The organism is Apibacter adventoris (genome assembly GCF_002964965.1).
Classification (GTDB): Bacteria; Bacteroidota; Bacteroidia; order Flavobacteriales; family Weeksellaceae; genus Apibacter; species Apibacter adventoris.
Genome location: NZ_PSZN01000024.1, coordinates 101,158 through 127,076 on the forward strand (window position 1 = coordinate 101,158; position 25,919 = coordinate 127,076).

The 25,919-nt window shown below is 28.2% G+C and carries 27 protein-coding genes; 12 read left to right on the plus strand and 15 right to left on the minus strand.

The features are described 5' to 3' along the window. The first annotated feature begins 10 nt into the window (after nt 1-10). Nucleotides 11-691 (plus strand): NAD-dependent epimerase/dehydratase family protein, encoded by a 681-nt coding sequence (locus tag C4S76_RS11385; RefSeq protein ID WP_105194602.1) that lies wholly within the window; start codon nt 11-13, stop codon nt 689-691. Nucleotides 692-1,535: 844 nt separating this feature from the next. Continuing rightward, nucleotides 1,536-1,700, plus strand: a complete 165-nt coding sequence (locus C4S76_RS11850; RefSeq protein ID WP_181044113.1) for a hypothetical protein — start codon at nt 1,536-1,538, stop codon at nt 1,698-1,700. A gap of 283 nt (nt 1,701-1,983) precedes the next feature. Here C4S76_RS11850 and C4S76_RS11395 read toward each other — a convergent pair whose 3' ends face one another. Genes C4S76_RS11395 through C4S76_RS11405 form a run of 3 tightly spaced genes read right to left on the minus strand, consistent with a single transcriptional unit; the run spans nt 1,984 to nt 5,358 of the window. Beyond that, complete coding sequence (locus C4S76_RS11395; protein WP_105194604.1) at nt 1,984-2,979, minus strand: glycosyltransferase family 2 protein; 996 nt, start codon at nt 2,977-2,979, stop codon at nt 1,984-1,986. An 8-nt stretch (nt 2,980-2,987) separates the two neighbouring features. Continuing rightward, the gene (locus C4S76_RS11400) at nt 2,988-4,295 is read right to left on the minus strand and encodes a nucleotide sugar dehydrogenase (RefSeq protein WP_105194605.1); all 1,308 of its coding nucleotides are present in this window, start codon (nt 4,293-4,295) and stop codon (nt 2,988-2,990) included. Between the two features lie 10 nt (nt 4,296-4,305). After that, nucleotides 4,306-5,358 (minus strand): NAD-dependent epimerase, encoded by a 1,053-nt coding sequence (locus tag C4S76_RS11405; RefSeq protein ID WP_105194606.1) that lies wholly within the window; start codon nt 5,356-5,358, stop codon nt 4,306-4,308. Nucleotides 5,359-5,487: 129 nt separating this feature from the next. On the opposite strand from C4S76_RS11405, the gene C4S76_RS11410 reads away from it, so the two are divergent. Both C4S76_RS11410 and C4S76_RS11415 read left to right on the plus strand, forming a co-directional pair. Continuing rightward, the gene (locus C4S76_RS11410; RefSeq protein ID WP_105194607.1) at nt 5,488-6,243 is read left to right on the plus strand and encodes a 5'-nucleotidase C-terminal domain-containing protein; all 756 of its coding nucleotides are present in this window, start codon (nt 5,488-5,490) and stop codon (nt 6,241-6,243) included. Between the two features lie 4 nt (nt 6,244-6,247). After that, a complete protein-coding gene (locus C4S76_RS11415) occupies nt 6,248-7,183 on the plus strand; it encodes a bifunctional metallophosphatase/5'-nucleotidase (protein ID WP_105194608.1) in 936 nt (311 codons plus the stop codon). Here C4S76_RS11415 and C4S76_RS11420 read toward each other — a convergent pair. Next, nucleotides 7,168-7,830, minus strand: coding sequence for a YggS family pyridoxal phosphate-dependent enzyme (locus C4S76_RS11420; RefSeq protein ID WP_105194609.1), 663 nt, complete (start codon nt 7,828-7,830; stop codon nt 7,168-7,170). The two genes, C4S76_RS11415 and C4S76_RS11420, sit on opposite strands and share 16 nt — an antisense overlap. Before the next feature lie 189 nt (nt 7,831-8,019). Next, a complete protein-coding gene (locus C4S76_RS11425; protein ID WP_105194610.1) occupies nt 8,020-10,485 on the minus strand; it encodes a beta-glucosidase in 2,466 nt (821 codons plus the stop codon). Between the two features lie 209 nt (nt 10,486-10,694). Between C4S76_RS11425 and C4S76_RS11430 the strand changes: the two genes are divergently transcribed. Beyond that, a complete protein-coding gene (locus C4S76_RS11430) occupies nt 10,695-10,997 on the plus strand; it encodes a DUF3817 domain-containing protein (protein WP_105194611.1) in 303 nt (100 codons plus the stop codon). A 36-nt stretch (nt 10,998-11,033) separates the two neighbouring features. Here the strand turns inward: C4S76_RS11430 and C4S76_RS11435 are convergent, their stop codons facing one another. The 3 genes from C4S76_RS11435 to nadE all read right to left on the minus strand — a co-directional run bounded on the left by C4S76_RS11435 (nt 11,034) and on the right by nadE (nt 13,294). Continuing rightward, the gene (locus C4S76_RS11435; RefSeq protein WP_105194612.1) at nt 11,034-11,777 is read right to left on the minus strand and encodes a YebC/PmpR family DNA-binding transcriptional regulator; all 744 of its coding nucleotides are present in this window, start codon (nt 11,775-11,777) and stop codon (nt 11,034-11,036) included. A 74-nt stretch (nt 11,778-11,851) separates the two neighbouring features. Then, nucleotides 11,852-12,223, minus strand: a complete 372-nt coding sequence (locus C4S76_RS11690) for a hypothetical protein (protein WP_146105741.1) — start codon at nt 12,221-12,223, stop codon at nt 11,852-11,854. 285 nt (nt 12,224-12,508) lie between these two features. Further along, nucleotides 12,509-13,294: an NAD(+) synthase gene (gene nadE, locus C4S76_RS11445; protein WP_105194614.1), complete on the minus strand. Its 786-nt coding sequence runs from the start codon at nt 13,292-13,294 to the stop codon at nt 12,509-12,511. A gap of 50 nt (nt 13,295-13,344) precedes the next feature. Between nadE and gldB the strand changes: the two genes are divergently transcribed. The 4 genes from gldB to hemB all read left to right on the plus strand — a co-directional run bounded on the left by gldB (nt 13,345) and on the right by hemB (nt 16,218). Further along, nucleotides 13,345-14,370, plus strand: coding sequence for a gliding motility lipoprotein GldB (gene gldB, locus C4S76_RS11450; protein WP_105194615.1), 1,026 nt, complete (start codon nt 13,345-13,347; stop codon nt 14,368-14,370). 33 nt (nt 14,371-14,403) lie between these two features. Continuing rightward, on the plus strand, nt 14,404-14,730 hold the full coding sequence (gldC, locus tag C4S76_RS11455; RefSeq protein ID WP_105194616.1) for a gliding motility protein GldC: 327 nt from the start codon (nt 14,404-14,406) through the stop codon (nt 14,728-14,730). Between the two features lie 102 nt (nt 14,731-14,832). After that, on the plus strand, nt 14,833-15,183 hold the full coding sequence (locus tag C4S76_RS11460) for a GNAT family N-acetyltransferase (RefSeq protein WP_221405018.1): 351 nt from the start codon (nt 14,833-14,835) through the stop codon (nt 15,181-15,183). Nucleotides 15,184-15,240: 57 nt separating this feature from the next. Further along, complete coding sequence (hemB, locus tag C4S76_RS11465) at nt 15,241-16,218, plus strand: porphobilinogen synthase (RefSeq protein WP_105194617.1); 978 nt, start codon at nt 15,241-15,243, stop codon at nt 16,216-16,218. A 65-nt stretch (nt 16,219-16,283) separates the two neighbouring features. Here the strand turns inward: hemB and C4S76_RS11470 are convergent, their stop codons facing one another. From C4S76_RS11470 to recJ, 7 genes are all read right to left on the minus strand, one after another. Continuing rightward, nucleotides 16,284-18,470 (minus strand): peptidylprolyl isomerase, encoded by a 2,187-nt coding sequence (locus C4S76_RS11470; protein WP_105194618.1) that lies wholly within the window; start codon nt 18,468-18,470, stop codon nt 16,284-16,286. Nucleotides 18,471-18,615: 145 nt separating this feature from the next. Then, nucleotides 18,616-18,873: a DUF6952 family protein gene (locus C4S76_RS11475; RefSeq protein WP_105194619.1), complete on the minus strand. Its 258-nt coding sequence runs from the start codon at nt 18,871-18,873 to the stop codon at nt 18,616-18,618. Further along, nucleotides 18,854-19,168, minus strand: coding sequence for a thioredoxin family protein (locus C4S76_RS11480; RefSeq protein ID WP_105194620.1), 315 nt, complete (start codon nt 19,166-19,168; stop codon nt 18,854-18,856). Before C4S76_RS11480 ends, C4S76_RS11475 begins: the two co-directional genes overlap by 20 nt. 18 nt (nt 19,169-19,186) lie before the next feature. Further along, on the minus strand, nt 19,187-19,825 hold the full coding sequence (locus tag C4S76_RS11485) for a peroxiredoxin (RefSeq protein ID WP_105194621.1): 639 nt from the start codon (nt 19,823-19,825) through the stop codon (nt 19,187-19,189). Nucleotides 19,826-20,197: 372 nt separating this feature from the next. Continuing rightward, on the minus strand, nt 20,198-20,827 hold the full coding sequence (locus C4S76_RS11490; RefSeq protein ID WP_245915838.1) for a 7-carboxy-7-deazaguanine synthase QueE: 630 nt from the start codon (nt 20,825-20,827) through the stop codon (nt 20,198-20,200). 41 nt (nt 20,828-20,868) lie between these two features. Beyond that, nucleotides 20,869-21,444 carry a nicotinate (nicotinamide) nucleotide adenylyltransferase gene (nadD, locus tag C4S76_RS11495; protein ID WP_105194623.1) on the minus strand — a complete coding sequence of 192 codons (576 nt, stop codon included), beginning with the start codon at nt 21,442-21,444 and terminating at the stop codon, nt 20,869-20,871. Nucleotides 21,445-21,477: 33 nt separating this feature from the next. Continuing rightward, nucleotides 21,478-23,184, minus strand: a complete 1,707-nt coding sequence (recJ, locus tag C4S76_RS11500; protein WP_105194624.1) for a single-stranded-DNA-specific exonuclease RecJ — start codon at nt 23,182-23,184, stop codon at nt 21,478-21,480. A 131-nt stretch (nt 23,185-23,315) separates the two neighbouring features. Here recJ and C4S76_RS11505 point away from each other — a divergent pair, with 131 nt between their 5' ends. The 3 genes from C4S76_RS11505 to ruvC all read left to right on the plus strand — a co-directional run bounded on the left by C4S76_RS11505 (nt 23,316) and on the right by ruvC (nt 25,890). Further along, nucleotides 23,316-23,810, plus strand: a complete 495-nt coding sequence (locus tag C4S76_RS11505) for a hypothetical protein (RefSeq protein WP_105194625.1) — start codon at nt 23,316-23,318, stop codon at nt 23,808-23,810. Nucleotides 23,811-23,955: 145 nt separating this feature from the next. Further along, nucleotides 23,956-25,326: an orotidine-5'-phosphate decarboxylase gene (gene pyrF, locus C4S76_RS11510; protein WP_105194626.1), complete on the plus strand. Its 1,371-nt coding sequence runs from the start codon at nt 23,956-23,958 to the stop codon at nt 25,324-25,326. Beyond that, entirely contained in the window at nt 25,327-25,890 is a 564-nt protein-coding gene (gene ruvC, locus C4S76_RS11515; protein ID WP_262494557.1) for a crossover junction endodeoxyribonuclease RuvC, read from the plus strand. Nucleotides 25,891-25,919 lie beyond the last annotated feature (29 nt).

Here is a 25,919-nt window from a genome sequence, read left to right on the forward strand (position 1 = left end):
TTAATAGAAAATGATAATAGGTCGGGGGCTAATAGCTAATATCTTTAAAGATATAAATAAAGAAGATATTATTTTTTTTGCTTCAGGAGTATCCAATTCTTTGGAAACAGATGCCAATCAGTTTAGAAGAGAAAGAGATCTAATAGAAAAAACAATAGAAGAAAATCCTACTAAAAAATTTGTTTATTTTAGTACTTGTAGCATTTATGACTCTTCAAAATATGCTAGCGCTTATGTATTACATAAATTAGATATGGAAAATCTGATAGAAAAAATCGCACAAAATTTTTTGATCTGTAGGGTAAGTAATGCAGTAGGCAATGGAGGAAATTCTAATTTATTAATAAATTATTTAGTAAATAATATCAAAGAAAATAATCCTATTTTAGTTCACCAAAAAGCGACAAGAAATTTAATAGATGTAGAAGATATAGGCAACATTACATTAAGATTATTAGATGAAAAAATAAATACGATTCAAAACATTGCATACATTGAAAATTTTTCTGTATTGGAAATTGTATTTGCTTTAGAAAAATATCTATCAAAATCAGCAATCATTAAATTATTAAATAAAGGGGAGAGTTATACTATCGATACAAGTTATATTGTAGATTATTTTAAAAAGAATAATAAAATGATTAAAATGGAATATTTGAATACTCTTTTAAAAAGATACTATACAATTTAAATTGGTTACTTTCTAAATTTATGTTAATTAAAATAAAATTTTATTTCATTATTTTTCAAATCAATAATAGTCTTTTAATTACTTTAAGATAATTAAATTTTATTTATCAAAAATTGAATAAAAAATTTCAAAATTTTGTTTATTTAAAAAACCGAACAATAAAAAATAAATACCGATTAAAATAAGTATTTTATTTTTATATTGTTTATATGTTTTTAAATTATTAATGGTATAGATTATGGTTATATAAAAAGAAATAATACTTGGAAAAAGTAATCTAGGGCCAAGAGTATCTAATTTAGTATTAAAGTAAGAAATCACCATAAAAATAAAAAATATGCTGCTAATAAATAATATTTGAATATTTTCAATTTTTTTTAAACTTTTTGCTTTAAAAAATAAAAATAACCAAAAAATAAAAAATATGATTGAAAATATCGCTGCTAAATTATAGTTAATTTTTATATTAAATAGATCTCTTCCAAAAAATGGATTTAAACAATACAAGGATTGATAAAAACTTAAAATAATATTCATTTTATTTCTAATAGGAGGAATTCTTTCTGCCCCTGTTAAATATCCAGTTGATAATAAGTTTGAAAATAAGTATATAGATATAAATAAGGAAGAAATTAATAGGCAATAAAATATGTTAATAGCAATTTTATATTTATTTTTATAAAATAAATATAAAATAAATATAAAATTTGCAAACATAAATGAAATGCAGGAATATTTTGTAAGAAGTAAAAGAAATAACAGAATAGAATTATAAATAATAAATTTACAAGGAGTTATTTTTTTATTTATGAATATATAATTTAAATAAAAATACACTATTAAAATGGGTAATAGTATTGTCTCAGACCAGCTCATAGGCATTATCATTAAACAAATAGGAGAAAGTAAAAGTATCCAAATTTCTTTCCAGAAAAAATTTACTTTTTTAGTGAAATATAAAATAAATAAAATTGATATTATTGATAGAATTTTAGAAGAAATAAAATAATCATTGGTAAATATATTTGTAACTCTTAATAAAAATGGGTATAAAATAGGGAAATAGCTACTTTTGATTTTTGGTAGTGATGCTGCTAATTTAAAATATGAAAAAGAATCTGTGGTTGCAGTACCCTCATAATAGAATGAACGGAATATTATATTGGACACTAAAAATATAGGGATAGACCAATAAAAATATTTAGGAAATAAATTCTTATTTTCATCTGAAATTTTATGAATTTTCATTATTTATGTATTCAATTAGTTAAAAATTGATTTTAAATTAATTATTATCTTTCAAACCTCCACTTAAACAATTTATAGCCTATAGAAGCAGGGAGGTTTTGAAATAAGTTTTTCTTTTTATGATTAGTAGAATAAAAAGAAGAAAAATAATCGAGTATAGATAAAGAAGGAGCTTTTTGTAAACGTTTGTAATTTTTTTTCCAGTAAATAGAATCATCTTTCATGAACTTCCATTGCATAGTAAGCGTAGTTTCTTTAAATATAATGAGGTGTTTGAGAATATGCTTTTTTTTAATTGAAGAAACCTCATTATAAGCTTTAGAGAAGTACTCTACTATTGTTTGATGATTTTCAAAATTTCTTTTGGTTTTATTAAAAATAATAGATTCTCCATGTAAGTAATATAAATAAGTGGGTTTATGCAGAAAAGCAATACTATCTAACTTTAAAGCAGTATGAAATGACCATAACTCATCTTGAGAATATAAACCTTTAACAAAATATATCTTATTATGCCTAAAAAAATTAACTCTTAAAAGCTTATTACAAGCACTTACAGGCCAGGTTCCATTACAAAAATGTTCAAAAACAATATCATTTTCTTTTAGAGATTTAAGTGAATGATTAAAAGGAAATATTTTATATTCAATATTTTTAAATGTGTTTTTAGCTATCATTTCCCCTACAGCAATACTAGAATGAGTTTCTGAAATTAACCGATATAAATCCTCAATACAGTCAGGAACAATTTCATCATCTCCATCGAGGAAAAATAGATATTCTCCTTTAGCATGATCTATACCTGTATTTCTTACTATAGAAAGACCTTGATTAGTTTTATGTTCAATAATACGTATTTTTTCTGGGTACTCAGATTGAATCCTTTTAATAACATCAGAACTATGATCATTCCCTTTATCATCAACTAATAATATTTCAATATTAGGATACGTTTGCTTTAATACAGAATTAATGCTACGTTCAATATATTTTTCACAATTATAAATGGGGATAGAAACAGTAACTAAAGGATAGACCATGGTAATAGTTATAATCGGGAATCTACTAGATTTCGATCAAGATAAGATTTACAATCATAAATTACAGAATTTTCCTTACAATATTTCTTAATATCTAAATTTTTGAATTCCTGATGAGGCACAGCAAGAATTATAGTGTCAAATTTTTCAAAAGAAGGAAGTTCATTAAATATATCCAATCCATATTCATGTTTAACCTCTTTTGGATTAGCTAGAGGATCACATATTGATATGTTTAGATCATATTCTTTTAAACATTTTACAATATTAACTACTTTGGTATTTCTTACATCCGGGCAATTCTCTTTAAAGGTAATACCTAAAATTAAGATAGAAGAATGATTGATAATAATATCTTTTTTAATCATTAATTTAATGACTTCTGAAGCGATATAAGCTGGCATAGAATCATTTAAACGTCTGCCTGCAAGTATAATTTCAGAATGATAACCTATTTCCATAGCCTTTTGAGCTAAATAGTATGGGTCAACACCAATACAATGGCCACCTACAAGTCCGGGTTTAAAAGGTAAGAAATTCCATTTTGTACTGGCAGCTTCAAGAACTTCAGTTGTATCTACTCCTAATAAATTAAATATTTTTGCCAATTCATTTACAAAAGCAATATTTATATCTCTTTGGGAATTTTCAATAACCTTAGCAGATTCTGCTACCTTGATACTACTTGTTTTATAAGTTCCTGCTGTAATAATAGAAGCATATAAATTATTTACAAAAACTGCAACTTCTGCATTAGAACCTGAAGTTACTTTTTTTATATGTGTTAGCGTATTAACTTTATCACCAGGATTAATTCTTTCTGGAGAATACCCTGCAAAAAAATCCAAATTATATTTTAATCCTGATACTTTTTCAATAATAGGAACACATTCTTCTTCCGTACATCCTGGGTAAGTTGTAGATTCATAAATAACAACATCTCCTTTTTTAATAACTTTTCCTACAGTAGTACTGGCAGAAATTAAAGGAGTTAGATCTGGCCTATTAGATGAATCTACAGGAGTGGGCACTGTTACAATATAAACAGTAGAATTTTTAATATTTTCTATATCCTGAGTGGGATAAAAACCTTTTTTATTATCTAAACAATTTGCAGAATCAACTATAACATTTGATATTTCTTCCTCAGAAACTTCTAATGTAATATCTTTAGAACTTCTTAATTGAGAAATTCTTTCAGATGAAATATCAAAACCAACCACTCTATATTTTTTAGCAAATTCTAAAGCTAGAGGTAAACCTACATACCCTAGTCCTATAATACTAATTTTTAGATTTTCAGTAAAAAAATTCATAGCTTATAAGTTAAATGGAATAGAATTCTTTATACCAGTTAATAAAATTTTTGATGCCTTCTCTCACAGATGTTTGAGGTTGATAATTTAAGTTTTCAATAAGATCTGTAACATCTGCATAAGTAGCCGGAACATCACCCGGTTGAATAGGGAGTAAATTTATTTTAGCTTTTTTTCCTAATTCTTCTTCTATGGTTTCAACAAAAGACATGAGTTCAACGGGTTTACTATTTCCTATATTGTATATTTTATAAGGTGCAGATGAAGAGGAAGGATCAGGATTTTTAGGATCCCAATTTTTATTTCCTTCCGGAGGGTTATCATGAACTTTTACGATTCCCTGAATAATGTCAGATATATAAGTAAAATCACGCATCATCTTTCCATAGTTATAAACATCGATGGGTTTATTTTCAAGTATAGCTTTAGTGAAAATAAATAATGCCATATCGGGTCTACCCCAAGGTCCGTATACAGTAAAAAAGCGTAATCCGGTAGTAGGTATTTTGAATAAATGGCTATAAGTATGGGCCATTAATTCATTGCTTTTTTTGCTTGAAGCATATAAACTTACAGGATGGTCAACATTATCTTTTGTAGAAAATGGTTGTTTTTCATTTAGTCCATATACACTGGAACTACTGGCATAAGTTAAATGTTTAATAGAGTAATTCCTGCAACATTCTAAAATATTAAGAAAACCAATAATATTAGAATCTATGTAAGCTTGTGGGTTTACTAAAGAATATCTTACTCCTGCCTGAGCAGCAAGATTAATTACTTTATCAAATTTTTCCCTTTCAAATAGTTTTTCAATATTATCTTTATCTTCCAAATTTAATTTAATGAAAGAAAGATTTGGGTATTTAGAACTTTTAACTAGTTGATTATATTCTATAGCTGATTTTTCAAAGCCACAATTTTTTAATCTGCCATACTTTACACTAACGTCATAATAATCATTAATGCTATCCAAACCTATTATTTGATCTTTTCTTTGAACTAATGATTCAACTAAATGGTAACCAATAAATCCGGCGTTTCCTGTAATAAGGATTTTCATGGAATATATAATTATGTGAATGAAAGTTCAAAGGTACGATTTTACAATGATTTTTTAATAAAAAAGAATATTGCTCAATTAAATATTTATTATTTTTGAGTGATAAAAAATTAATTATATGAAATATTTATGAAAAAAATAAATTATATATTTTTTATTAGTTTTCTATTGTTGTTGGTAATAAGTTGCAAAACAGCTGTATTAAATGAAGATTATCAGTTATTTCCTAACAAAGAAATAAATGATTCTATAAAACCGGATTCTCTTTATATAAAAATTATTTCTCCTTATAAACAACAATTAGATTCTATTATGAGTCAGCCCTTAAGCTATGCAAATATAGACTTTACAAAAGAAGGATTTTCTAGTAATGAAGGAAATTTATTAGCAGATTTAGTCCTAGATTTTTCAAAAAAATATACTAAAGAAAATAAATTGCCTATGCCGGATTTTTGCTTATTAAATATTGGTGGAATTAGGACAATTATCCCCAAAGGAATAATTACAGTAGGGAATATTTATGAAGTAGCACCTTTTGAAAATGAATTGGTTTTTATACAATTAGATGAGACTCAAATGAGTGAAATGTTTGAGTATTTAAGAAAAGAAAAGTTAGGACATCCTTTAGCGGGTATAAATGTAGTATATAAAAAAGATAAATTTTTTTCAGCAGAAATAGAAGGAATTCCCTACAATAAAAATAATAAATATTGGGTTGTAACCTTGGATTATTTACTAACCGGAGGAGACCGTATGTATTTTTTCACAAAATCGGATCAGGTTACACTTCCCCATATAAAATTAAGAGAAGTTTTATTAGAACAAATAAAAAAATATAAAATCCTTCCGGAAAGTAAAGATCAACGCTTAATATTTCAAGAGTAGGAAAATGAAAAGAAGAAATTTTATAAAAACAACAGGTTTAGCTGGAATAGCATTAAGTGTACCCAATATTAATTTAGCTTCTACTATTTTAGGAACGAATAAGAAGTTAACAATTTTACATACTAATGATCAACATAGTAGAATAGAACCTTTTCCTGAATCTTATGCAAAAAACCCGAACCAAGGTGGTTTTGCCAGAAGAGCAATGCTTATTAATAAAATAAGAAAAGAAGAATCTAATGTATTATTATTAGACTCGGGAGATATTTTTCAGGGAACTCCTTATTTTAATTTTTTTGGAGGAGAATTGGAGCTTAAATTAATGTCTAAAATGGAGTATGAGGCATCAACTATAGGAAATCATGAATTTGATAATGGTTTAGAAGGTTTAAAAAAACAATTACCAAAAGCAAAATTTGATTTTTTATGTTCCAATTATGATTTTTCTAATACCCTATTAGAAGGTTTAACAAAAGATCATAAAATAATAGTTAAAGATGGAATAAAAATAGGTTTATTCGGTTTAGGAGTAGAACTAAAAGGGTTAGTAGAAAAAAGAAATTATTTAGAAACTAAATATTTAGATCCTATAGAAATAGCTCAGGATAAGGCTAATATGTTAAAAAAAGAAAAAAAATGTGACATAGTAATTTGTTTATCTCATATAGGGTACAAATACCCCCATGACCCTCAAAAAGTTTGTGATATTAAGTTATGTAATCAAACTTCTAATATAGATCTTATTTTAGGAGGACATACACATACATTCTTTAAAGAACCGGAAAAATATATAAACAAAGAGGGAAAAGAAGTAATTTTAAATCAGGTAGGTTGGGCCGGATTATTATTGGGAAGAATAGATTTTTTATTTACACCAGAGAATAATATAAAAGAAATAGTATATCAGACATTACCTATAAACAATCAAATATTGGTGTAATTTCGGGCTCCAAACAGTTTAGTTCCTATTCGCACCATGTTACTTCCACATTCAATGGCTATTGGATAATCATTAGACATTCCCATGGAAAGCGTATCTAAATTATGTTCCTTTTTATGTTGTAAATAAAAAGTAGAAAGAGAAGAAAATTCATTTTTAATTTGTTCTTTATTATCAGAGAAAGAAGCCATTCCCATAAATCCTTTAATTTTTATATTAGGAAATTTTCCACTTTTAACTTCAGATAAAATAAAAGAAGCATTTTCGAAAGATAATCCGTATTTAGTATTCTCCACTGCAATTTTTATTTCTAATAATACGGAGATCGTTCGGTTGTTTTTTTCAGCTTCTTTTTGAATTACTTTTAATAAATCTAAACTATCAACAGAGTGAATCATATATATAAAAGGGACAATATATTTCACTTTATTTTTTTGCAAATGGCCAATAAGGTGCCATTGAATATCTTTAGGCAAAACCTCTTGCTTTTGTAATAGCTCTTGTACTTTGTTTTCTCCAAAATTTATTTGTCCTGCGTTATATAGCTCTAATATTTCATTAACGGATCTTGTTTTGGAAACAGCTACTAAAGTTACTCCAATTGGAAGTGTTTTTAACGTTAAATCTAAAGAATTAGTTAAAGGCATCAGATAATTTATTTTATAAGTTTTGTAAAAATACTAAATATTTATTGAAAATTCTATTGGGAGTGTTGTTTAAAAATAAGAATAACCAAAAATGAGTAGATGTATAAAATTATAAACATTTCGGATTTGTTTATAATATAAATAAGGTAGAGAAATATTATTTTCCCTACCTTATTAAAGAGATTTTCTTTATCTATTGGAACTTAAATCTTGAAAATTAAGATCATTATTCAGTACATTATTTACCTTTTCAACTACTAATTTTTCAGGAAGAGTAAATGAAGTGATTCTCTTAGCATTTATAGAAGAAGAAGATAATTCAACTTTGTATACCCCTGCATCAGCAATCCAGGCAGAAGCTAAAGGATTGAAAGAGGCTAAATCTTTGGGTTGCAATTCAAAATAAACGTTTTGGCTTTCACCTGGTTTAAGTAATTTTGTTTTAACAAACCCTTTCAATTCTTTTACAGGTTTATCTACATCACCTTTAGGTGTGGAAAGATATAATTGAACTACTTCCTTACCGGCTACATTTCCTGTATTTTTAACTTTGAGTGATAAATACAATTTTTGATTGAATTCTAAAGAACTTAACACAGGTTCAGAATAATCAAATGTGGTATAAGAAAGTCCATATCCAAATTCATAGGAAGGGGAAACATTAAAGGTATTAAAATATCTGTATCCAACATAAATTCCTTCTTTATAAGAAACATTAATAGGTTTTTCTGCTGGAACTCCATCAAAATTTGGAGCTGAAGGTACATCAGAATATTTAACGGGTAAAGTTTGAGTTAATTTTCCGGAAGGATTCACTTTTCCGGATAAAACATCTGTTATTGCATTTCCTCCTTCTTGTCCGGGTAAACTAGCCCATAATATGGCATCTACTTTATCTTTCCAACTAGAAGTTTCAATAGCACTTCCTGAGTTTATTACAACAATAACTCTTTTATTAATTTCATGAAAAGCTTTAGAAACTTCTGAAATTAAATTTTTTTCTTTTTCAGATAGATCAAAATCATCTTTTATTTTTCTATCTCCAGATTCACCGGCTTCTCTGCCAATGGTAATAATAGCAATACTATTATTTTTAGCACTGTTTTTTATCACATTTTCCCTAACTATTGGCTGAGTTAATGTAGGCAAAATAGAAAGTAGTTTTTTCTTAAGATCTTCAATTTTTTTAAGTTCTTCCTTTACAAACGGGGAATATATTTTGTCTAGATTTTTATCTATTGAATAACCAGCATTTTCTAGCCCTTCAGATAAGGTAATTTCATAGGCTTTATTTACATTTCCGCTTCCGGTTCCACCGGAGATAATATTATATGATCCACTCCCAAATAGGGCTATTTTACTGTCATTAGCTAAAGGTAAAGCTGCTTTATCATTTTTTAACAATATCATTCCTTCTGATGCTACTTTTCTGCTTAATAAAGCATGGCTTTTCAAGTCCGGATCATTGGTGGCTATATATCCTTCTTCTCGGGGTGAATTAAATATAATTTCTAAGACTTTTTTTACAGAATTATTAACATCTTCGATTGACAATTGTTGGGTCTCAACATATTTTTTCAGCAATTCAAATTGTACTTGTGTGCCGGGCATTAGTAAATTATTTCCCGCGTTAATTTGTTTAGCAAAAATATTTTCATCATATGAATCTTTACTTATTCCATTATGACTTGTATCGCTTACAGCAGATACATTAGAATACCCACCAAACCAGTCGGTAATTACAGAACCTTTAAATCCCCATTCCTTACGTAAAATTGTAGTTAACAAATCATAACTTGCAGATGTGTAAGTTCCATTTATTTTATTATATGAAGACATTATGGTGGCAGGATTAGATTCTTTAACTGCAATTTCAAAACCACGAAGATATATTTCTCTCAGTGCTCTTTGAGAAAGATGTACATTTAAATCCATACGATTATTTTCGCTATTATTGGCTGCAAAATGTTTTAAAGATACACCCACCCCATTTTTTTGTATACCCTGAGTGATAGCAGAGGCCATTTTACCGGCGATCAAAGGATCTTCTGAAAAATATTCAAAATTCCGCCCACATAATGGATTACGGATGATATTAAGAGCTGGGGCCAATTGAATGTCTGAACCATACCTCAAAGCTTCGTCTCCAATTGCTTTTCCTATTTCTTCCGCTAATTCCACATCCCATGTAGTTGAAATAAGGGCACCCACTGGAAATCCTGTGGCATAATAGGTTCTGGTTTCGCCTTTTCTTTTTGCAGAAATACGTACTCCGGCAGGGCCATCAGTAAATATTACAGCAGGTATGCCCCATTTTTCAATAGGGGTTGTAGAACCTGCAGATCCTGGAATAAGATAGCTCGGAATGGTTACTCCCTTTGGGTCTATAGCTTCAAAGCCTTTAAGCATTTCGAAACCAACCATTCCCGTACCTAAAAGCAGATGAATTTTATCATCTAATGATAATCTGGGAACTAAGTCATTAATTCTTTCATAGTTAGACAATCTTGTATCTTCATAAGGCTGAAGCTTCCCATCCTTATTTAAATCTGAAAATCTTTGATTATCAACTACAATTTGTGGCGAATTTTGTGCTTTGTAAAAATTAAACACTAAAATACCAGCAATTAAACACGAAATAACTTTTTTTCTCATAGAATTTTTCTTTTAAGGTACAAATATTTTATGACATATTAGTATATATATGCGTATTTATTTAATAAATATGATATATTGATTTTTAAATGTATCTTAGTTAGATAATTAATGAACTGTTTTTTTATCAGTGCCTGGATGTTAAATTATTTCATAAGAAAAAATCATTTGTAGAAATCCTTATTTTTGTTTAAAGAAATTATAGAAAAATGCAAAAAAAGAAAATAGAGAAATGGTTTAAAATTTCATGTTATGCAGAATGTGTAAGTTGTGTTTTACTTTTTTTAATAGCTATGCCCTTAAAATATTGTTTTCATTCCACAATATTAATGATTCCTGCCGGGTGTATGCATGGAATATTTTTTACAGGATATATTGTTTTTGCAATTTTGGCAAGAAAAATATATACATGGGATGATGAGGATTTTGTATTTGCATTAATGGCAGCATTTTTTCCTTTTGCCACTATTTGGGTTGAAAAATCCTTAGCAAAATATGATAGAGAAGAATAAATATTAAGCCATAAAAAATATGGTATGAAATAATTATTAATTCATAGCATTTTGTAGCTCTTCAGTAATTTCCATATTGTGAAATACATGTTGAACATCATCATCTTCTTCAAACTTCTCAATCATTTTTATAATTGTTTGGGCTTGTTCTAAAGGCAAAGCTTTAGTAGTATTAGGCAGACGTTGCAAATTAGCACTTTCAGGTTCAATGTTTAGCTCTTCAAATTTATGGTTCATAGAACCAAAATCTTCAAAGGAAGAAGTAATAATTATTTCATCATCATCTTCTTCTATTTCTTCAGCACCTGCGTCAATCATCTCCAACTCAAAATTATCCCAATCTATGGTGATATTAGATTTTTTTAGGGTAAAAATTCCTTTTCTATCAAAAATAAATGTAAGTTCACCATTTTTCCCTAAATTGCCATCAAACTTATTAAAAATTGCTCTAACATTTGCAACGGTTCTTGTAGAGTTATTGGTTGTGCATTCTAAAAAGATCGCGATTCCTCCAGGACCATATCCTTCATAAGTTACCTCATCATATTGTTCAGCATCAGCTCCAGAAGCTTTTTTAATCGCACGTTCAACATTATCTTTAGGCATATTTACGCCTTTAGCGTTTAGTAAGCAACGACGAAGTGCTGGATTTGCTTCAGGATTAGGACCTCCGGTCTTAACAGCTATAGCAATTTCTTTTCCAATACGACTAAATTGTTTAGCCATTTTATCCCATCTGGCTAACTTTGTTGCTTTCCTATATTCAAATGCGCGTCCCATATCTCTATATTAATTTCTATCGCAAAAATAAGAATTGAGAAAATCTCACAAAAAATTTTTATAGATTTTTTAATTTATTTTTTAATAATTTTCCCGTTTTTCATTATGCTATAATTTTCAACTTTTATTTCAGGATTAGTTTCTATATAGCTTATATTTTCAACTTTAATTTTGTTCTGAGAAATAAAAGATTGTGTTCTAAACCAATTTTCTGCTGTTTCATCATAAGCAATAATTTTCCAGTCAATAACTTCGTAATTTAAAGTGTAATTTACTAATATCGTAAATAATTCGTTTTCTCCTGAATAGTAGTAAAAAATGATGGTTTTAAAATTATCAGATAAATCTAAAAGATAATTTATATATATTTTGTTATTATGTTCAAGAATATTGGAAGGTATTACATTTTTCAAATGAAGTAATTCTATTTGTTTTCTTTTTAACAAATTGTTGTTTTTTACACTATAAAAATTAGTGGAGTCAATTATTGGGGGCTTCCTTATGGGATATCGATCTATAAAATTATACTGATTTTGAGTTTTAGGTGTTTTAGTAATAATATAAGTAGAGTCAATATTATTCTTTGAGGTTTTCGTACAGTCCGTTATATTATTAATTATTTTATTATCCTTTTTACATAATGGTTTTTCTTTTTTGCAAGAAATTAAACTAATGAAATATATAACTAATAAAAGGTGAAAATATTTTGGATTCAATATATAAAATTTTAATTACAATAATTCCTTGGGTATTGTACATACAGGAATAGGATTTATTTTATGTTGTGCTAATTTATTTAAACGGTCATAAATTTCGAAAACTTCTTTTTGTCTTCCACTAAAATCAGTAGCTTTATGTGCTTTGTGTACACTCATAGCCCATTCCAATTCAGGATAAGTTGCTCCGATTTGATCCTCATCACTGCGGTCATCTACCCACAAACCATCAGTAGGTTTTGCCTGTTGAATGGATTCTGCAACTCCTAGTTCTTTAGCTATTTCAAAAACCTGACTTTTTAATAAATCTGCAATAGGACTTATGTCAACACCTCCATCGCCATATTTCGTATAAAATCCAACGCCAAAATCCTCTATTTTATTTCCTGTTCCACAAACTAATAAATTATTTATTCCTGCATAATAATAAAGAGTGGTCATTCGTAAACGTGATCTTGTATTCGCTAAGGATAGATCATTATTTTTATTCTGTTCTTCGATATGCAAGTCTAATTTTAAAGTTTCGAAAGATCGGGTAAGATTTATGGTTTTTCCTTTAACATTTGAAAATTTCTGAGTAAGATTTTTTATATGTTCTTGAGCTCTACTTACCTGGTCAGAAGGTTGATGAATGGGCATTTCCAATAATAATACATTTTTTCCGGTCTGGGCTGCTAAAGTAGATACAACTGCTGAATCGATACCTCCTGATACACCTACTACAAAACCTTTTGTTCCAGATTGTGAAATATATTCATTGAGCCAGTTGACTATGTAAGAAATTACTTCTGTTGTCCGCATAATATTGTACTTTTGTATACTTATAGTGATTTAAATTAAATGTAAATATAATGAAGATTATTAAATATTTTCTGCTATTTTTCCTGTTTGTTGGTTGTTCTAAAAAATCTGATGAACAAAATAAAAATAAAAAATGGGAGGTAGATATTAGTGGAATTGGAGCCAATGTAGAACTAATTGATATATCTCAAGATTTTTATAATTTTCAAATACCTATCTCAGAATTTCGAAAAAAATATCCTTTTTATATAGATGCAAATTTACCGGATGAAAAGGCTGAACAGCAAAGAAAAGATACTACAGAAATAAATATATATAATCAGATAAAACATAAAATTAATAATCAGAAAATAAAACAGGAACTAACAACTATGTTCCGCTATATAAAATTTTATTATCCTGAATTTAAAGAACCTAAAGTATATTTATATTCTTCTTTTGTACAAGATTACTTAGATCCTATTACATATGTTCCCAATCAAAATTATTTGTTTATAGCTGTAGATTGCTTTTTAGGTTATGGTAATAAATATTATGACATGATGAGAATTGATAGGTATTTGCAAATAAGTATGTCTCCGGAATATCTTTCTTCAAAAGTAGCTAAAGTTATAATTAATGAAAAATCATGGATACCTAAAGAGCTTACTACACAGTCTTTTGTATCTCATATGATTTATCAGGGAAAAATATTATTATTAGAAGATGCTTTTTTACCCAAAGTAAAAGATTTATATAAAATAGGTTATACTCAAGATCAAATAAATTGGGCTAAATCTAATGAATTTGAAATATGGAATTTTTTTATTCAAAATAACTATGTATTTAGTGATGATTTCTCTTTGTCAGATCGTTTTTTATCATTGTCTCCTTTTTCTAAATTTTATACAGAAGTCGATGCTAAAAGTCCGGGACAAATTGGTTGTTGGGTTGGATGGCAGATATGTCGAAAATATTTTGAGGAAAATCCTAAAGTTAGTTTGCAGGACTTTATAAAAAACTCTAACCATGAAGAAATTTTTGCTAAATCTAAATATAAGCCAGAGCAATTGCCTGAAGAAAAAAATATTAAATAGAAAAGGGAATAAAAAAATGCAATCAAATAAATTATGAAAGAAACTGAAATCAATTTTAATATTACTTTAGATGAAAATCATATTCCGGAGAAAATAGTTTGGGCTGCCCCTGATGGAGGTGTGGTAGGAGCAGAATCTAAAGCAGTACTTTTATCAGTTTGGGATGATAAAACAAAAGAAGCTTTACGTATTGATCTTTGGACAAAAGAAATGCCCGTAGAAGAAATGAAACGTTTTTTTCATCAGGTTTTAATGTCTTTAGGGAATTCTTATCAAAGAGCTACAGATGAGGATGATGTTGCAGAGGAAATAAGAAAATTTGCAGAATATTTTGCAGATAGAAGTGGAATTAAAATGTAAAAAGAAATGAAAATAAAAATAGAAGAAATTGTAGAAGAAGACTTCGAAACTTTAATCGAGTTATTTAGGGAATTGGCTGTTTTTGAAAATTTACCATAAAAAATGATAAATTCAGTTGAAAGAATGAAAACTGAAAAAGATTTTTTTAGAGGCTTTACTATTAAAGATGAGAATAATCTCATTTTAGGATATGTTACTTTCTTTTTTGCTTATTATACTTGGGTAGGTAAATCGTTATACATGGATGATTTATATATCCGCGAGGAACATAGAGGAAAAGGATTAGGAACACAACTTATTAAAAAAGTAATCTCTTTTGCTAAAGAAACTAATTGTCAAAAATTACGTTGGCAGGTATCTAATTGGAATAAATCAGCAATAAAATTTTATAAAAGTTTAGGAGCCCAAATAGATGAGGTAGATAAAAATTGTGATTTGATGTTCGACAATTAATTTAGCCAACATTATTTATAAAGATAAAATCAGAATAAAAAACAAAATATAAGATCAATGATAATCTATAGTAGAAATAGAAGGTTAAGAGTAAATCAGTCTATTAGAGACCTGATGAGAGAAACTATCCTTACTACGGATGACTTTATGTTGCCCATTTTTATTACGGAAGGGAAAAATATAAAAGAAAATATTCCTTCTATGCCAGGAATCCATCGTCATTCTTTAGATTTAACTATAAAAGAAATAAAGGAATTATGGTCATTAGGAATTAAAGCGGTAAACTTGTATGTTAAAGTAAATGATAAACTTAAAGATAATACAGGTAAAGAAGCATGGAATAAAAATGGATTAATGCAGGATACAATTAAAGCAATTAAAGATGCAGTTCCGGAAATGATTGTAATGCCGGATGTCGCTTTAGATCCATATTCGATATATGGACATGATGGAATTGTTGAAGATGGAAAAATTTTAAATGATACAACAGTAGAGGCTTTAGTTAAGATGAGTGTGAGCCATGCTGAAGCTGGAGCGGATTTTATTGCCCCGAGCGATATGATGGATGGAAGGGTGGCAGCAATACGAGAAGCTTTAGAGGAAAACGGATTTCCTAATGTAGGTATTATGAGTTATGCCGCCAAATATGCAAGTTCTTTTTATGGTCCTTTTCGAGATGCTTTGGATAGCGCTCCCGGATTTGGAGATAAAAAAACATATCAAATGGATTACGGGAATAGTAGGGAAGCAATTAATGAGGCCATCAAAGATATAGATGAAGGAGCCGATATGATTATGGTTAAACCGGGACTACCCTTTTTAGATATTGTTTCGAAATTAAATGAAATAGTTGACGTACCCATTTCTGTATATCAGGTAAGTGGAGAATATGCTATGATTAAGGCAGCTGCTCAAAATGGGTGGTTAGATAATGATAAAATTATTATTGAAAGTTTAACTTGTATAAAGAGAGCCGGAGCCAGTTTAATTTCTACTTATTTTGCCAAAGAAGCAGCTAAATTGTTAAATAAATAAATTATTTTTATAATACAAAAAACCCAAAGCTAGCTTTGGGTTTTTTATTCAATATATTATATGGTTTATTTTTGTTGTTGGTTTAATAAATCCCCTCTATAATCTTTAATATCACTATCTTGATATAATGTGGTAAGAAATAAATTAGGAAGTAATTGTGAATATTGATTTATTAAATAAGTTCTTAATTGTTTTTTATCTCCTGGCTGTCCTTTCGTAATAGATTTAGTAATAATTACAAATACGCCTGATTTTCCTTCAATAGCTTTAGATTTTACTCCCGGTTTTATTCCAAAAGCAGCTCCCCCGACTTTAGGTTCAATCATGCCTGAAATTGAAGGGTTATCAAAACTTAGAGTAGCAGAGCTTTTAGCTGTTTTATATTCTGTAGCAAGTTGATCTAAAGATTTATTGGATGCATTAATTTTTTCAGAAATTTCTTTGCTTAATTTTTCATTTCTTACAATAGGCTCTAAATCTTTTCTAACTAAAGATGGATGAGCTAAACCTTTTTTAAATAATGAAGATACTCTTACTACAATATAACTTTGGTCACTTGTAGAAAAAACTTCTGTATCGCCCAATTTTCTTTTAGAATCAAAAGCCCAGTTAATAATATCAGTATCTTTATCTGTACCTAAGCCTTGAAGAGTAGAACCAAAACGAACAATTCCACTTTGCTGTATAGGTTTGTATTTTGAATTTTTTGCAATATCTTGAAATTCTTTAGAAGATTTACCCATAATTGACTGAATGAATTTCTGAGATTTTTTTCTTGCAGACTCAGTAGTTTCTTCCGAAGATTTAATTTCTTTAGCTAAATCAGCAAGTTTATATACTGTAGCGAAAGGTTTTCTTTTAATAATATTTAATATAAAATATCCTTCCGGAGTTTCAATAATTCCTGTTTTTCCCTCCGGTGAAGTTTCTAAGAAATTTTGTAAAGCTTTATAAGGAGGTGGAAAGTTTTGAGAAGTAGTTAACTTCATTTCACCCCCGTTTGTAGCAACATTGGGATCATCAGAGTTTTGTAAAGCTATTTTAGAAAAATCAGAAGGATTTGCTGAAATTTGAGCTAGTAATTTTTCAGCTTCTTGTTTAGCTTGTTCTTTTGTTCTTTGCTTTTTAGGCTGAATTTGTACATTAGATTCGGTATAAGTAATAAGAATATTTCTCGCAACAACAGAATCAGAATTTTTTCTACCTAAGAATTTAGATAGTACATAATAATTTCCTTCTTTATAAGCCGGAGAAATCTGTCCGTATGAAGCCGTTTTAACCCAATTTTGTATGGCCGGAGATAATTGATTATCTTGTCGGTATTGAGAATTAAAAGCTTTATCTACCACTTGTGCATTATTAAGCTCTGTAATATATAAAGAGTCATTTTTAACAGTTCCGAAAGCTTGTATGGTATCTCCTTCAATGATGGATTTGGAAAGTAAAGAATTAAGAGAGTTTAAAGTATGTTTTTCATCAGAAGCTGTAGGTCTTCCAGAAAAAAATACATAATCTAAAGTTCTGTTTTCATCAATTTTAAATTTTGATTTGTGCTTTTCAATATAAACTTGTAAATCTTCATCAGTAACTTTTACAGGATGCTGTTTTTGATAAGTATTGTAATCGATTTTCACATAATCAATACTTGCTATATTCACCTGATTCTGAGCTAAAATATCTAATTCTTTATTGTTGGTTAACATCCCGATAGAATATGCTCCAAAATATTGTCTATACATAGCTTGATAACCAAAATTTCTTTTTAAGGCTAACAAAGTTTGATATATTTCCCTATTTTGTGGAGAGGCATTTTGAGTTTCTTCTGCTTTTTGAAATTCCTCTTGAATGAGTTGAGAATTAACTTTCCCATTTTTATCCTTAAATCTTGGATCAGAAGCAAAAAAAGGTGAATTTTTAGCTATATCCCAAATCATTTTATCTGTCAGAATAAAGCTAGCCTGATTAAACTTTTGTTCAATTAATTTATTTTGAACCAAAGAGCCCCAAACTTGTCCTTCAATTATATTTTCGGGATATTGTCCTTGATACTGAGTATTAAGTAAATTAAGTTGTCCGTAATATTCTTGTCTGGTAATTCCTTCACCATTAACTTTTCCCAAGACATTAGGATCTTTATGACCGGATAAGAAGCCCGACACACTATTCCATGGAACTAAAAACGCTAATAAACCAAAGGCTGTGGCTCCTATCAATAATCCGGTTTGTTTTCTAATCTCTGTAAGAATAGCCATTTATATTTATTTTATATTTTAGTGTGCGAAATTACGATTTCAAGATGAAAAATAAAAATAATATTTTATAGATACTCAGTTTTTTAAAACAAAAACCGTCTTAATTTTAAACTAAGACGGATCTAAATCATAAAATTGAAAAAGGTTATTTATCTATGGACCCCAATACTCTTTTCATAAAAGCATTTAATGCTTCTTTTTGAGGCTTGCCCTCTTTAATCATTTTATTGACTTCTATAGAACCATACATATTAGAAATTATTTCTCCAATTACATCTATTTCTTCATCTTTTAACCCCGGAGCTTCTGTAAGATTTTCAAGAGTTTCAATAGTCTCATTTATATAATCTTCATCGTTCTCCTCAATAAATTGGACAAGATGTTTAATTACTGGTAACTTCATTTACTAATTCTTGTAAAGGTTCTAACTTGTTGGTTTGTATTTGGTTTACTAATTTTCCATCTTTAAAAGCTGCAAATGTAGGTAAATTGGTTACATTAGCTAGCTTTCTGGATTCAGGAAATTTTTCCGCATCAGCAATTACAAAAGTGGTATTTTCATTTTCTCCTGCCAATTTCTTAAATTTAGGTTTCATAATTTTGCAATTACCACACCAAGAAGCGGCATATTGTACTAATACGACTTTATTATTGTTTATAATTTGATCTAAATTGTCTTGAGTTAATTCTTGCAACATAATAAGTAAATTATTGAATTAATGTGAAGATAAATAGCTTGAAACGCCTTTTCTATCTGCTTTCATGGCATCTTTTCCTTCTTCCCAGTTTGCAGGGCAAACTTCACCATATTTTTGTACATGGGCATAAGCATCAATAAGTCTTAAATATTCTTGAACGTTTCTACCTAAAGGCATATCATTAATACTTTCATGAAATACTTTTCCATCTTCATCTACTAAAAATGTAGCACGATAAGCCACATTAGAACCCTCAAGTATTACAGAATCATAATCTTCATCATATTTTGTAGATTCTATATCTAAAATACCTAAAATATTTGAAAGATTACGTGTTGTATCTGCTAAAATAGGATAAGTAACTCCTTCTATTCCTCCATTATTTTTAGAAGTATTTAACCAAGCAAAATGTACCTCATTGGTGTCACAAGAAGCCCCAATAATAAGTGTATTCCTTTTTTCAAACTCAGGAAGTGCCTTTTGAAAAGCGTGTAATTCTGTAGGGCATACAAAGGTGAAGTCTTTAGGATACCAAAATAATAATACTTTTTTATTTTTTTTTGTTGCTTCTTCAAATATATTGATTTTTAGATTTTCACCCATATGGTCCATTGCGTCTATTGAAATATTGGGAAATTTTTTACCTACTAATGACATAATTAATAATTTTATTTTAAATTAAACTTTATTTTCTTTATGCAAATCTATTCAACTTAAATCTTTTAATAATAATTATACTATTGTTCTTTCTTATTTTAAAATAAGCATTCTCTATTTATTAAGAATTTTTATTTGTAATAACATTTTTTTCAATAAGATTTTATAATCTGCAAATGAGTATAGATTTATTTTTTTTAATTTCTACTTGCTCTACAGATTTATATGTAACAATTGAGTTAGAAAATTCTTTAAAGTTAATATCTACTAAATTTAACTTATAGGTTAATTAATGTGTTTGTCAGTATTAGGAAAATATGTATTCTATAGATGGGATTATATTTACATAACCTTAATGAAAATAAAATTTAATTAAGGAATATTTAAGTATTTATGAGTTTGTAAAGAAATATGCCATTGAGGATTTTTCATAACATAGTCAATAATTTTTGGAGTCATTTTTTCTCGGTTACTCCATTCAGGTTGTAAATATAACAAAGCATTTTTATTAATTTTCAAAGCTTGTTCTTCTGCAAATTTAAAATCATGTTGATTATAAACTATTACTTTTAATTCATGAGCGGAAGCATACACATCTTCTTTAGGTAAAGAAGTTTTTTTAGGGGACAGGCAAATCCAGTCAATTTGACCATTTATAGAATAAGCTCCTGAAGTTTCTATGTGTATATTACAACCAGATTCTTTTAACTTTTGCGTAAGTGGGACTAAATTCCACATTAAAGGTTCTCCGCCAGTTAATACTATTGTTTTTGAAAAAGAAATCGCTGTTTTAACAATATCATCAATTTTTTTTATCGGATGGATATTAGCATTCCAACTTTCTTTCACATCACACCAATGACATCCTACATCACATCCTCCAATACGTATAAAGTAGGCGGCTGTACCAGTGTACCTACCTTCGCCTTGAATGGTATAAAAATGTTCCATTATAGGGAGAGATAATCCCATTTCTAAATTAATATCATTACCTGTCATCATTATTAAATTCAAAAACAGCGTGCAAAGGTACAAAAAATGAATTATTTATAAAGATTGCTTCCGTCTATATAATTAAAGACTTCAGGTGAAAGCATGGGATACACATTTTTATTTTCTTTAATCATTTTTCTAATCATGGTAGATGAAATTTCTATAATAGGAGCAGAAACTTTTTCTATGTTAGGATGGCATAAAATTGGTTTTTGCGACTCTTTAGTTATTCTAGGATATATTAAAAGTTTGTAGTATTTAATAATCTGTTCATAGTTTTTCCATTTATGAAAAGAGAGAAGATTGTCCTGTCCCATTAATAAAACAAAATTATGATCAGGATATTTTTCTTTTAAAACTACAAGAGTATCAATTGTATAAGAAGGTTTTGGAAGATTGAATTCTACATTTGAAGCCTGGAATTTCGGATATTTTTGAATGGCTAAATTCACCATTTCCAGACGATGATGATCACCTAATAAAGTTTTTTTTTCTTTAAAAGGATTTTGTGGACTTATAACAAACCAAATTTTATCCAAAGAAGAATTTTCTATAATATAATTGGCAATAATTAAATGCCCGATGTGTATGGGGTTGAATGATCCGAAAAATAAGCCTATATCCATATCGTTTTTATTTTATGCAAAAACTTGAATTTATTATTCAATAAATTTTACATCTTTTATTTGTAATTGATAAAATGTTTTTCCTTGCCAGTAGTTTTCATATAACGAAAATACCATATCAAAAGGATATTTTTCAAATTTAGGAAGAAGATGTGCCATTTTGAAAGCTATAGCTTCAAAAGTATTATTAATATTATCCTGAAAAACAATCATTTTTAAATGGCTTTTATCTTTTCCCATCAAGGTGTAATTTCCGCTGAAAAATATTTTTTTAGATAAAAACAAAGGTCTCATATTTTCCGGACCAAAAGGTTCAAAATATTTAATAAGTTTAAAAAACCTTTTATTTATAATTTTTAATGATATTTCTTCATCAATTTCTATGGTAGGGATTCTTTGGCTCTGCTTAATGTTTTCTTTTACAGTTAGTTCAAATTTATTTTTAAAAAAAAGAAAATTTTCTTTTTTTATAGATAATCCGGCAGCATACATATGCCCTCCAAATTGTTCTAAATATTCAGAACAATTTTCTAATGCTTTATAAATATCGAATCCGGGAACACTTCTTGCTGAAGCTACTAAATCATTATTTTTTCCTTCAGTAAAAACTAAAGTAGGTCGAAAATATTCTTCTATTAATCTTGAAGCAACAATACCAATAACTCCCTTATGCCAGTTTTTATTAAATACAATTGTAGCATAACTATTTGTTTGTCCGGTTTTGATTATTTCTAATAAAGCTTCAGATGTAATAGATGTATCCAATTCTCTTCTTTCGTTGTTAAGCTCATTAATCTGAGAATAAATTTTTCTGGATTCTAGCTCATTTTGTGAAATGAGTAGGTTTACAGCATTTTGAGCATGACTAATACGTCCTGCTGCATTGATCTTTGGAGCAATTCCAAAAACTATATTACTTACAGAAAATGTTTCCCGTATTTCTTTGGGTAAAAAAACTTTAAGTCCTGCGCGAGGGGTTTTTATAAGTTTTTTAAGTCCAAATGCGGTTAATAATCTATTTTCTCCAGTGAGGGGTACTATATCGGCAGCATTACTTACAGCAACTAAATCTAAATATGAGAGAACTTTATCATCAGATATATTTAATCTTTTTGCCAATGCCTGAATTAATTTAAAACCTACACCGCAACCACTTAAATACTTATAAGGATAAGTACAGTCAGTTCTTTGGGGATCTAATACGGCATAAGCGTTTGGTATGCAATCGTCAGGAAGGTGATGATCGCAAACAATGAAATCAATTCCTTTATTTTTAGCATAAGAAATTTTTTCATTTTCTTTTATTCCGCAATCTAATGAGATAATAAGAGAGTATTTATGAGTTTCAGCATAATCAATTCCTACATAAGAGATTCCATAACCTTCTTCGTATCGGTCAGGAATGTAAAAGTGTACATTTTTATAAATCGAATGCAAGAATAAATACATCATTGCTACAGAGGTAGTTCCATCTACATCATAATCTCCATATATTAATATATTTTCTTTGTTTTCAATAGCATGAATTATTCTTTGTACAGCCTTTTCCATATCTATCATTAGATAAGGATCATGAAGATGCAATAAAGAGGGTTTGAAAAAATTCTTGGTTTTTTCAAAAGTATCAATTCCTCTTTGTATAAGTAGGTTTGTAATTTCTACAGGGAAATCTAATTCGTTGGCAAGCTGTAAAGCCTTTTCAACATCTGCTTGAGGGAGTATTAACCAACGATTTTGCATACTTTACAAAGATACTTAATTTAAATAAGTATAACAATCCATATTTTTTATTATGTTTATATGTGGTTTTTATTTATATTTTATAACAAATAATTAATTATTTGTTATATTTGTTTTTAAAATAAATTGATATGAAAAAAATAATAGGGATTTTATCAATAGTTTTAATTTTTGTTAGTTTAATTTCTTGTAATAAACCAACTCCAAGTAAGTTTAATGATGAATTGATGTCTATTTTGAACAGTGCAGATAGTGAATATAATTCTTTTTATTCTCATATAGAGCAGTTTTCAAATAATGACAAAAAATCATCTATATCTCAAAAGATAAAAGTAGGTATAGAACAAATGGAAAAAAAGAAGGAAAAAATAAATGGATTAAAGGTGCCTAAAGGGGGTGAGGAGTTGAAAAATACATGTTTAGACTACGTAAATATTATGATAAATTCCATGAAAGAATTTATTTCAGAAAAAGAATTATCAAAAAGTCAATATGATCGAGCTGTTAAAAATATGGAAAATAATGAAGAAAAATTAAATAATGTAAATGAAAAAATAATAGATGAGCAGGAAAATTTTGCAGAAAAAAAGGGTTTTGAATTTAAAGAAATTCCTCAAAAAAAGTAGAATTTTTCTTAAAGACATATCTATAAGAGAATGAATATTAAATAAATATTATTTAGTTAAAGACTTTCTTCTCATTTTCATTGAGAAAAGTTAAAACAAGGATAGATTTTTATTTTATTATCTTTGCTCTATCTAAACTTATAGAATGATCAGTAAAGAAGAATTTTTATTAAAGGCCTATAAATTAGGCATAATTAAATTTGGAAATTTCACTTTAAAAAGTGGTATACAATCGCCTTTTTATGTTGATTTAAGACCTATTGCTTCAGACCCTGAGTTATTGAAAGAATTATCTCAACAACTTTTAAACCTTTTAAAAAAATCTTGTTATGACTTGATTTGTGGTGTGCCTTATGCCGCTTTACCTATGGCTACTGCTATGTCATTAGATTCAGGTACACCACTAATTATAAAAAGAAAGGAAAGTAAGGGATATGGTACAAAAAAAATGCTGGAAGGTATTTTTAAATCAGGACAGACATGTGTTTTAGTAGAAGATGTAATTACCAGTGGAAAAAGCCTAATAGAAACAATTGAGGAGGTAGAAAAAGAAGGATTAAGAATTAAAGATATAGTTGTTGTTTTAGATCGTGAGCAAGGAGGGGTCTATTTATTAAAAGAAAAAGGATATAATGTTTATAATCTATTTACAATAGAGGAAGTGGTGGATTTGCTATATAAAAATAACTTATTATCACAAGAAGAATTACAAAATATAAAAAATTTTTTAAAAAGTACCCCTATAGTTACAGCTCAAGTAAAATCTTCAAGATTGACTTATGAAGAAAAGGCTGCTTTACAATCTCATCCTGCTGCAAAAAAAATTTTAGAAATAGCAATAAAGAAAAAATCAAATCTTATAGCTTCTTTAGATGTTTCTACAACTCAGGAAGTTTTACAATTGGCAGAAACAATTGGAGATACTATTGTAGCAGTAAAACTTCATACAGATATTATCAAAGATTTTTCTGAAGAGTATGTGATAAAATTAAAATCTATAGCCAATAAAAAAAATTTCTTACTCTTTGAAGACAGAAAATTTGGTGATATAGGGAATACTCAACAAATGCAATTTGAAGGAGGATTATATAAAATATCAGATTGGGCAGATTTAATTACTTCTCATGTTATAGCAGGAGAGGATAGTTTAAAAATTTTTGACAGCAAGGTAGGTATAATTACCATTGCAGAAATGTCTTCTAGTGCTACTCTTACAGATGAAAATTATAAAAAAAGAGCAATAGAAATTTCTGAGAATATTTCTAATGTAATAGGATGTGTAGCTCAATCAAAACTTCCATCCTCTTTATTATTATTTACTCCCGGAGTTAATTTGAATTCCATTAAAGACAAAAAAGGACAGAATTTTAACACTCCTGAAAAAGTTTTTGATAAAAACCATACAGATTTTATTATTGTAGGAAGAGGTATTTATAAGTCTACTGATCCAAAAAAAGAAGCACTTAAATATCAAAAATCAGGTTGGGAAGCATATTTAAAAAATATATCAATTTAATTGAGCGAGAAAATTATTATAGGAATAGATCCAGGAACTCAGGTTATGGGGTTTGGAATTATCAGCATAGTTAATAGGAAAATAAAACTGCTATGTATTGATGAATTAATTCTGAAAAAAATTGATTCACATGCACTGAAACTCAAAAAGATTTTTGAAAAAACACTTTCACTTATAGATGAATATAAACCCGATGAGTTGGCTATAGAAGAACCATTTTATGGAAAAAATGTGCAATCAATGCTTAAATTAGGAAGAGCTCAAGGAGTAGCTATGGCAGCAGGTTTATTAAGAGAAATACCTATTACCGAATATTTGCCAAAAAAAGTTAAAATGTCAATCACAGGTAATGGTAATGCCTCAAAAGAACAGGTATCGGGAATGCTTAAAACTTTATTGAATTTAAAAGAATTTCCTACTCGTTATTTGGATGCTTCCGACGGATTAGCTTTAGCTGTTTGCCATTATTTAAATAGTAAAAATGGTCTTTCTTCACAAACTGCATCAAATTCTTACTCAGGGTGGAATGCTTTTGTTAAAAATAACCCAAACAGAATAAAATAGATTTTCTTTATAAAAGGTTTTTTTGTTAT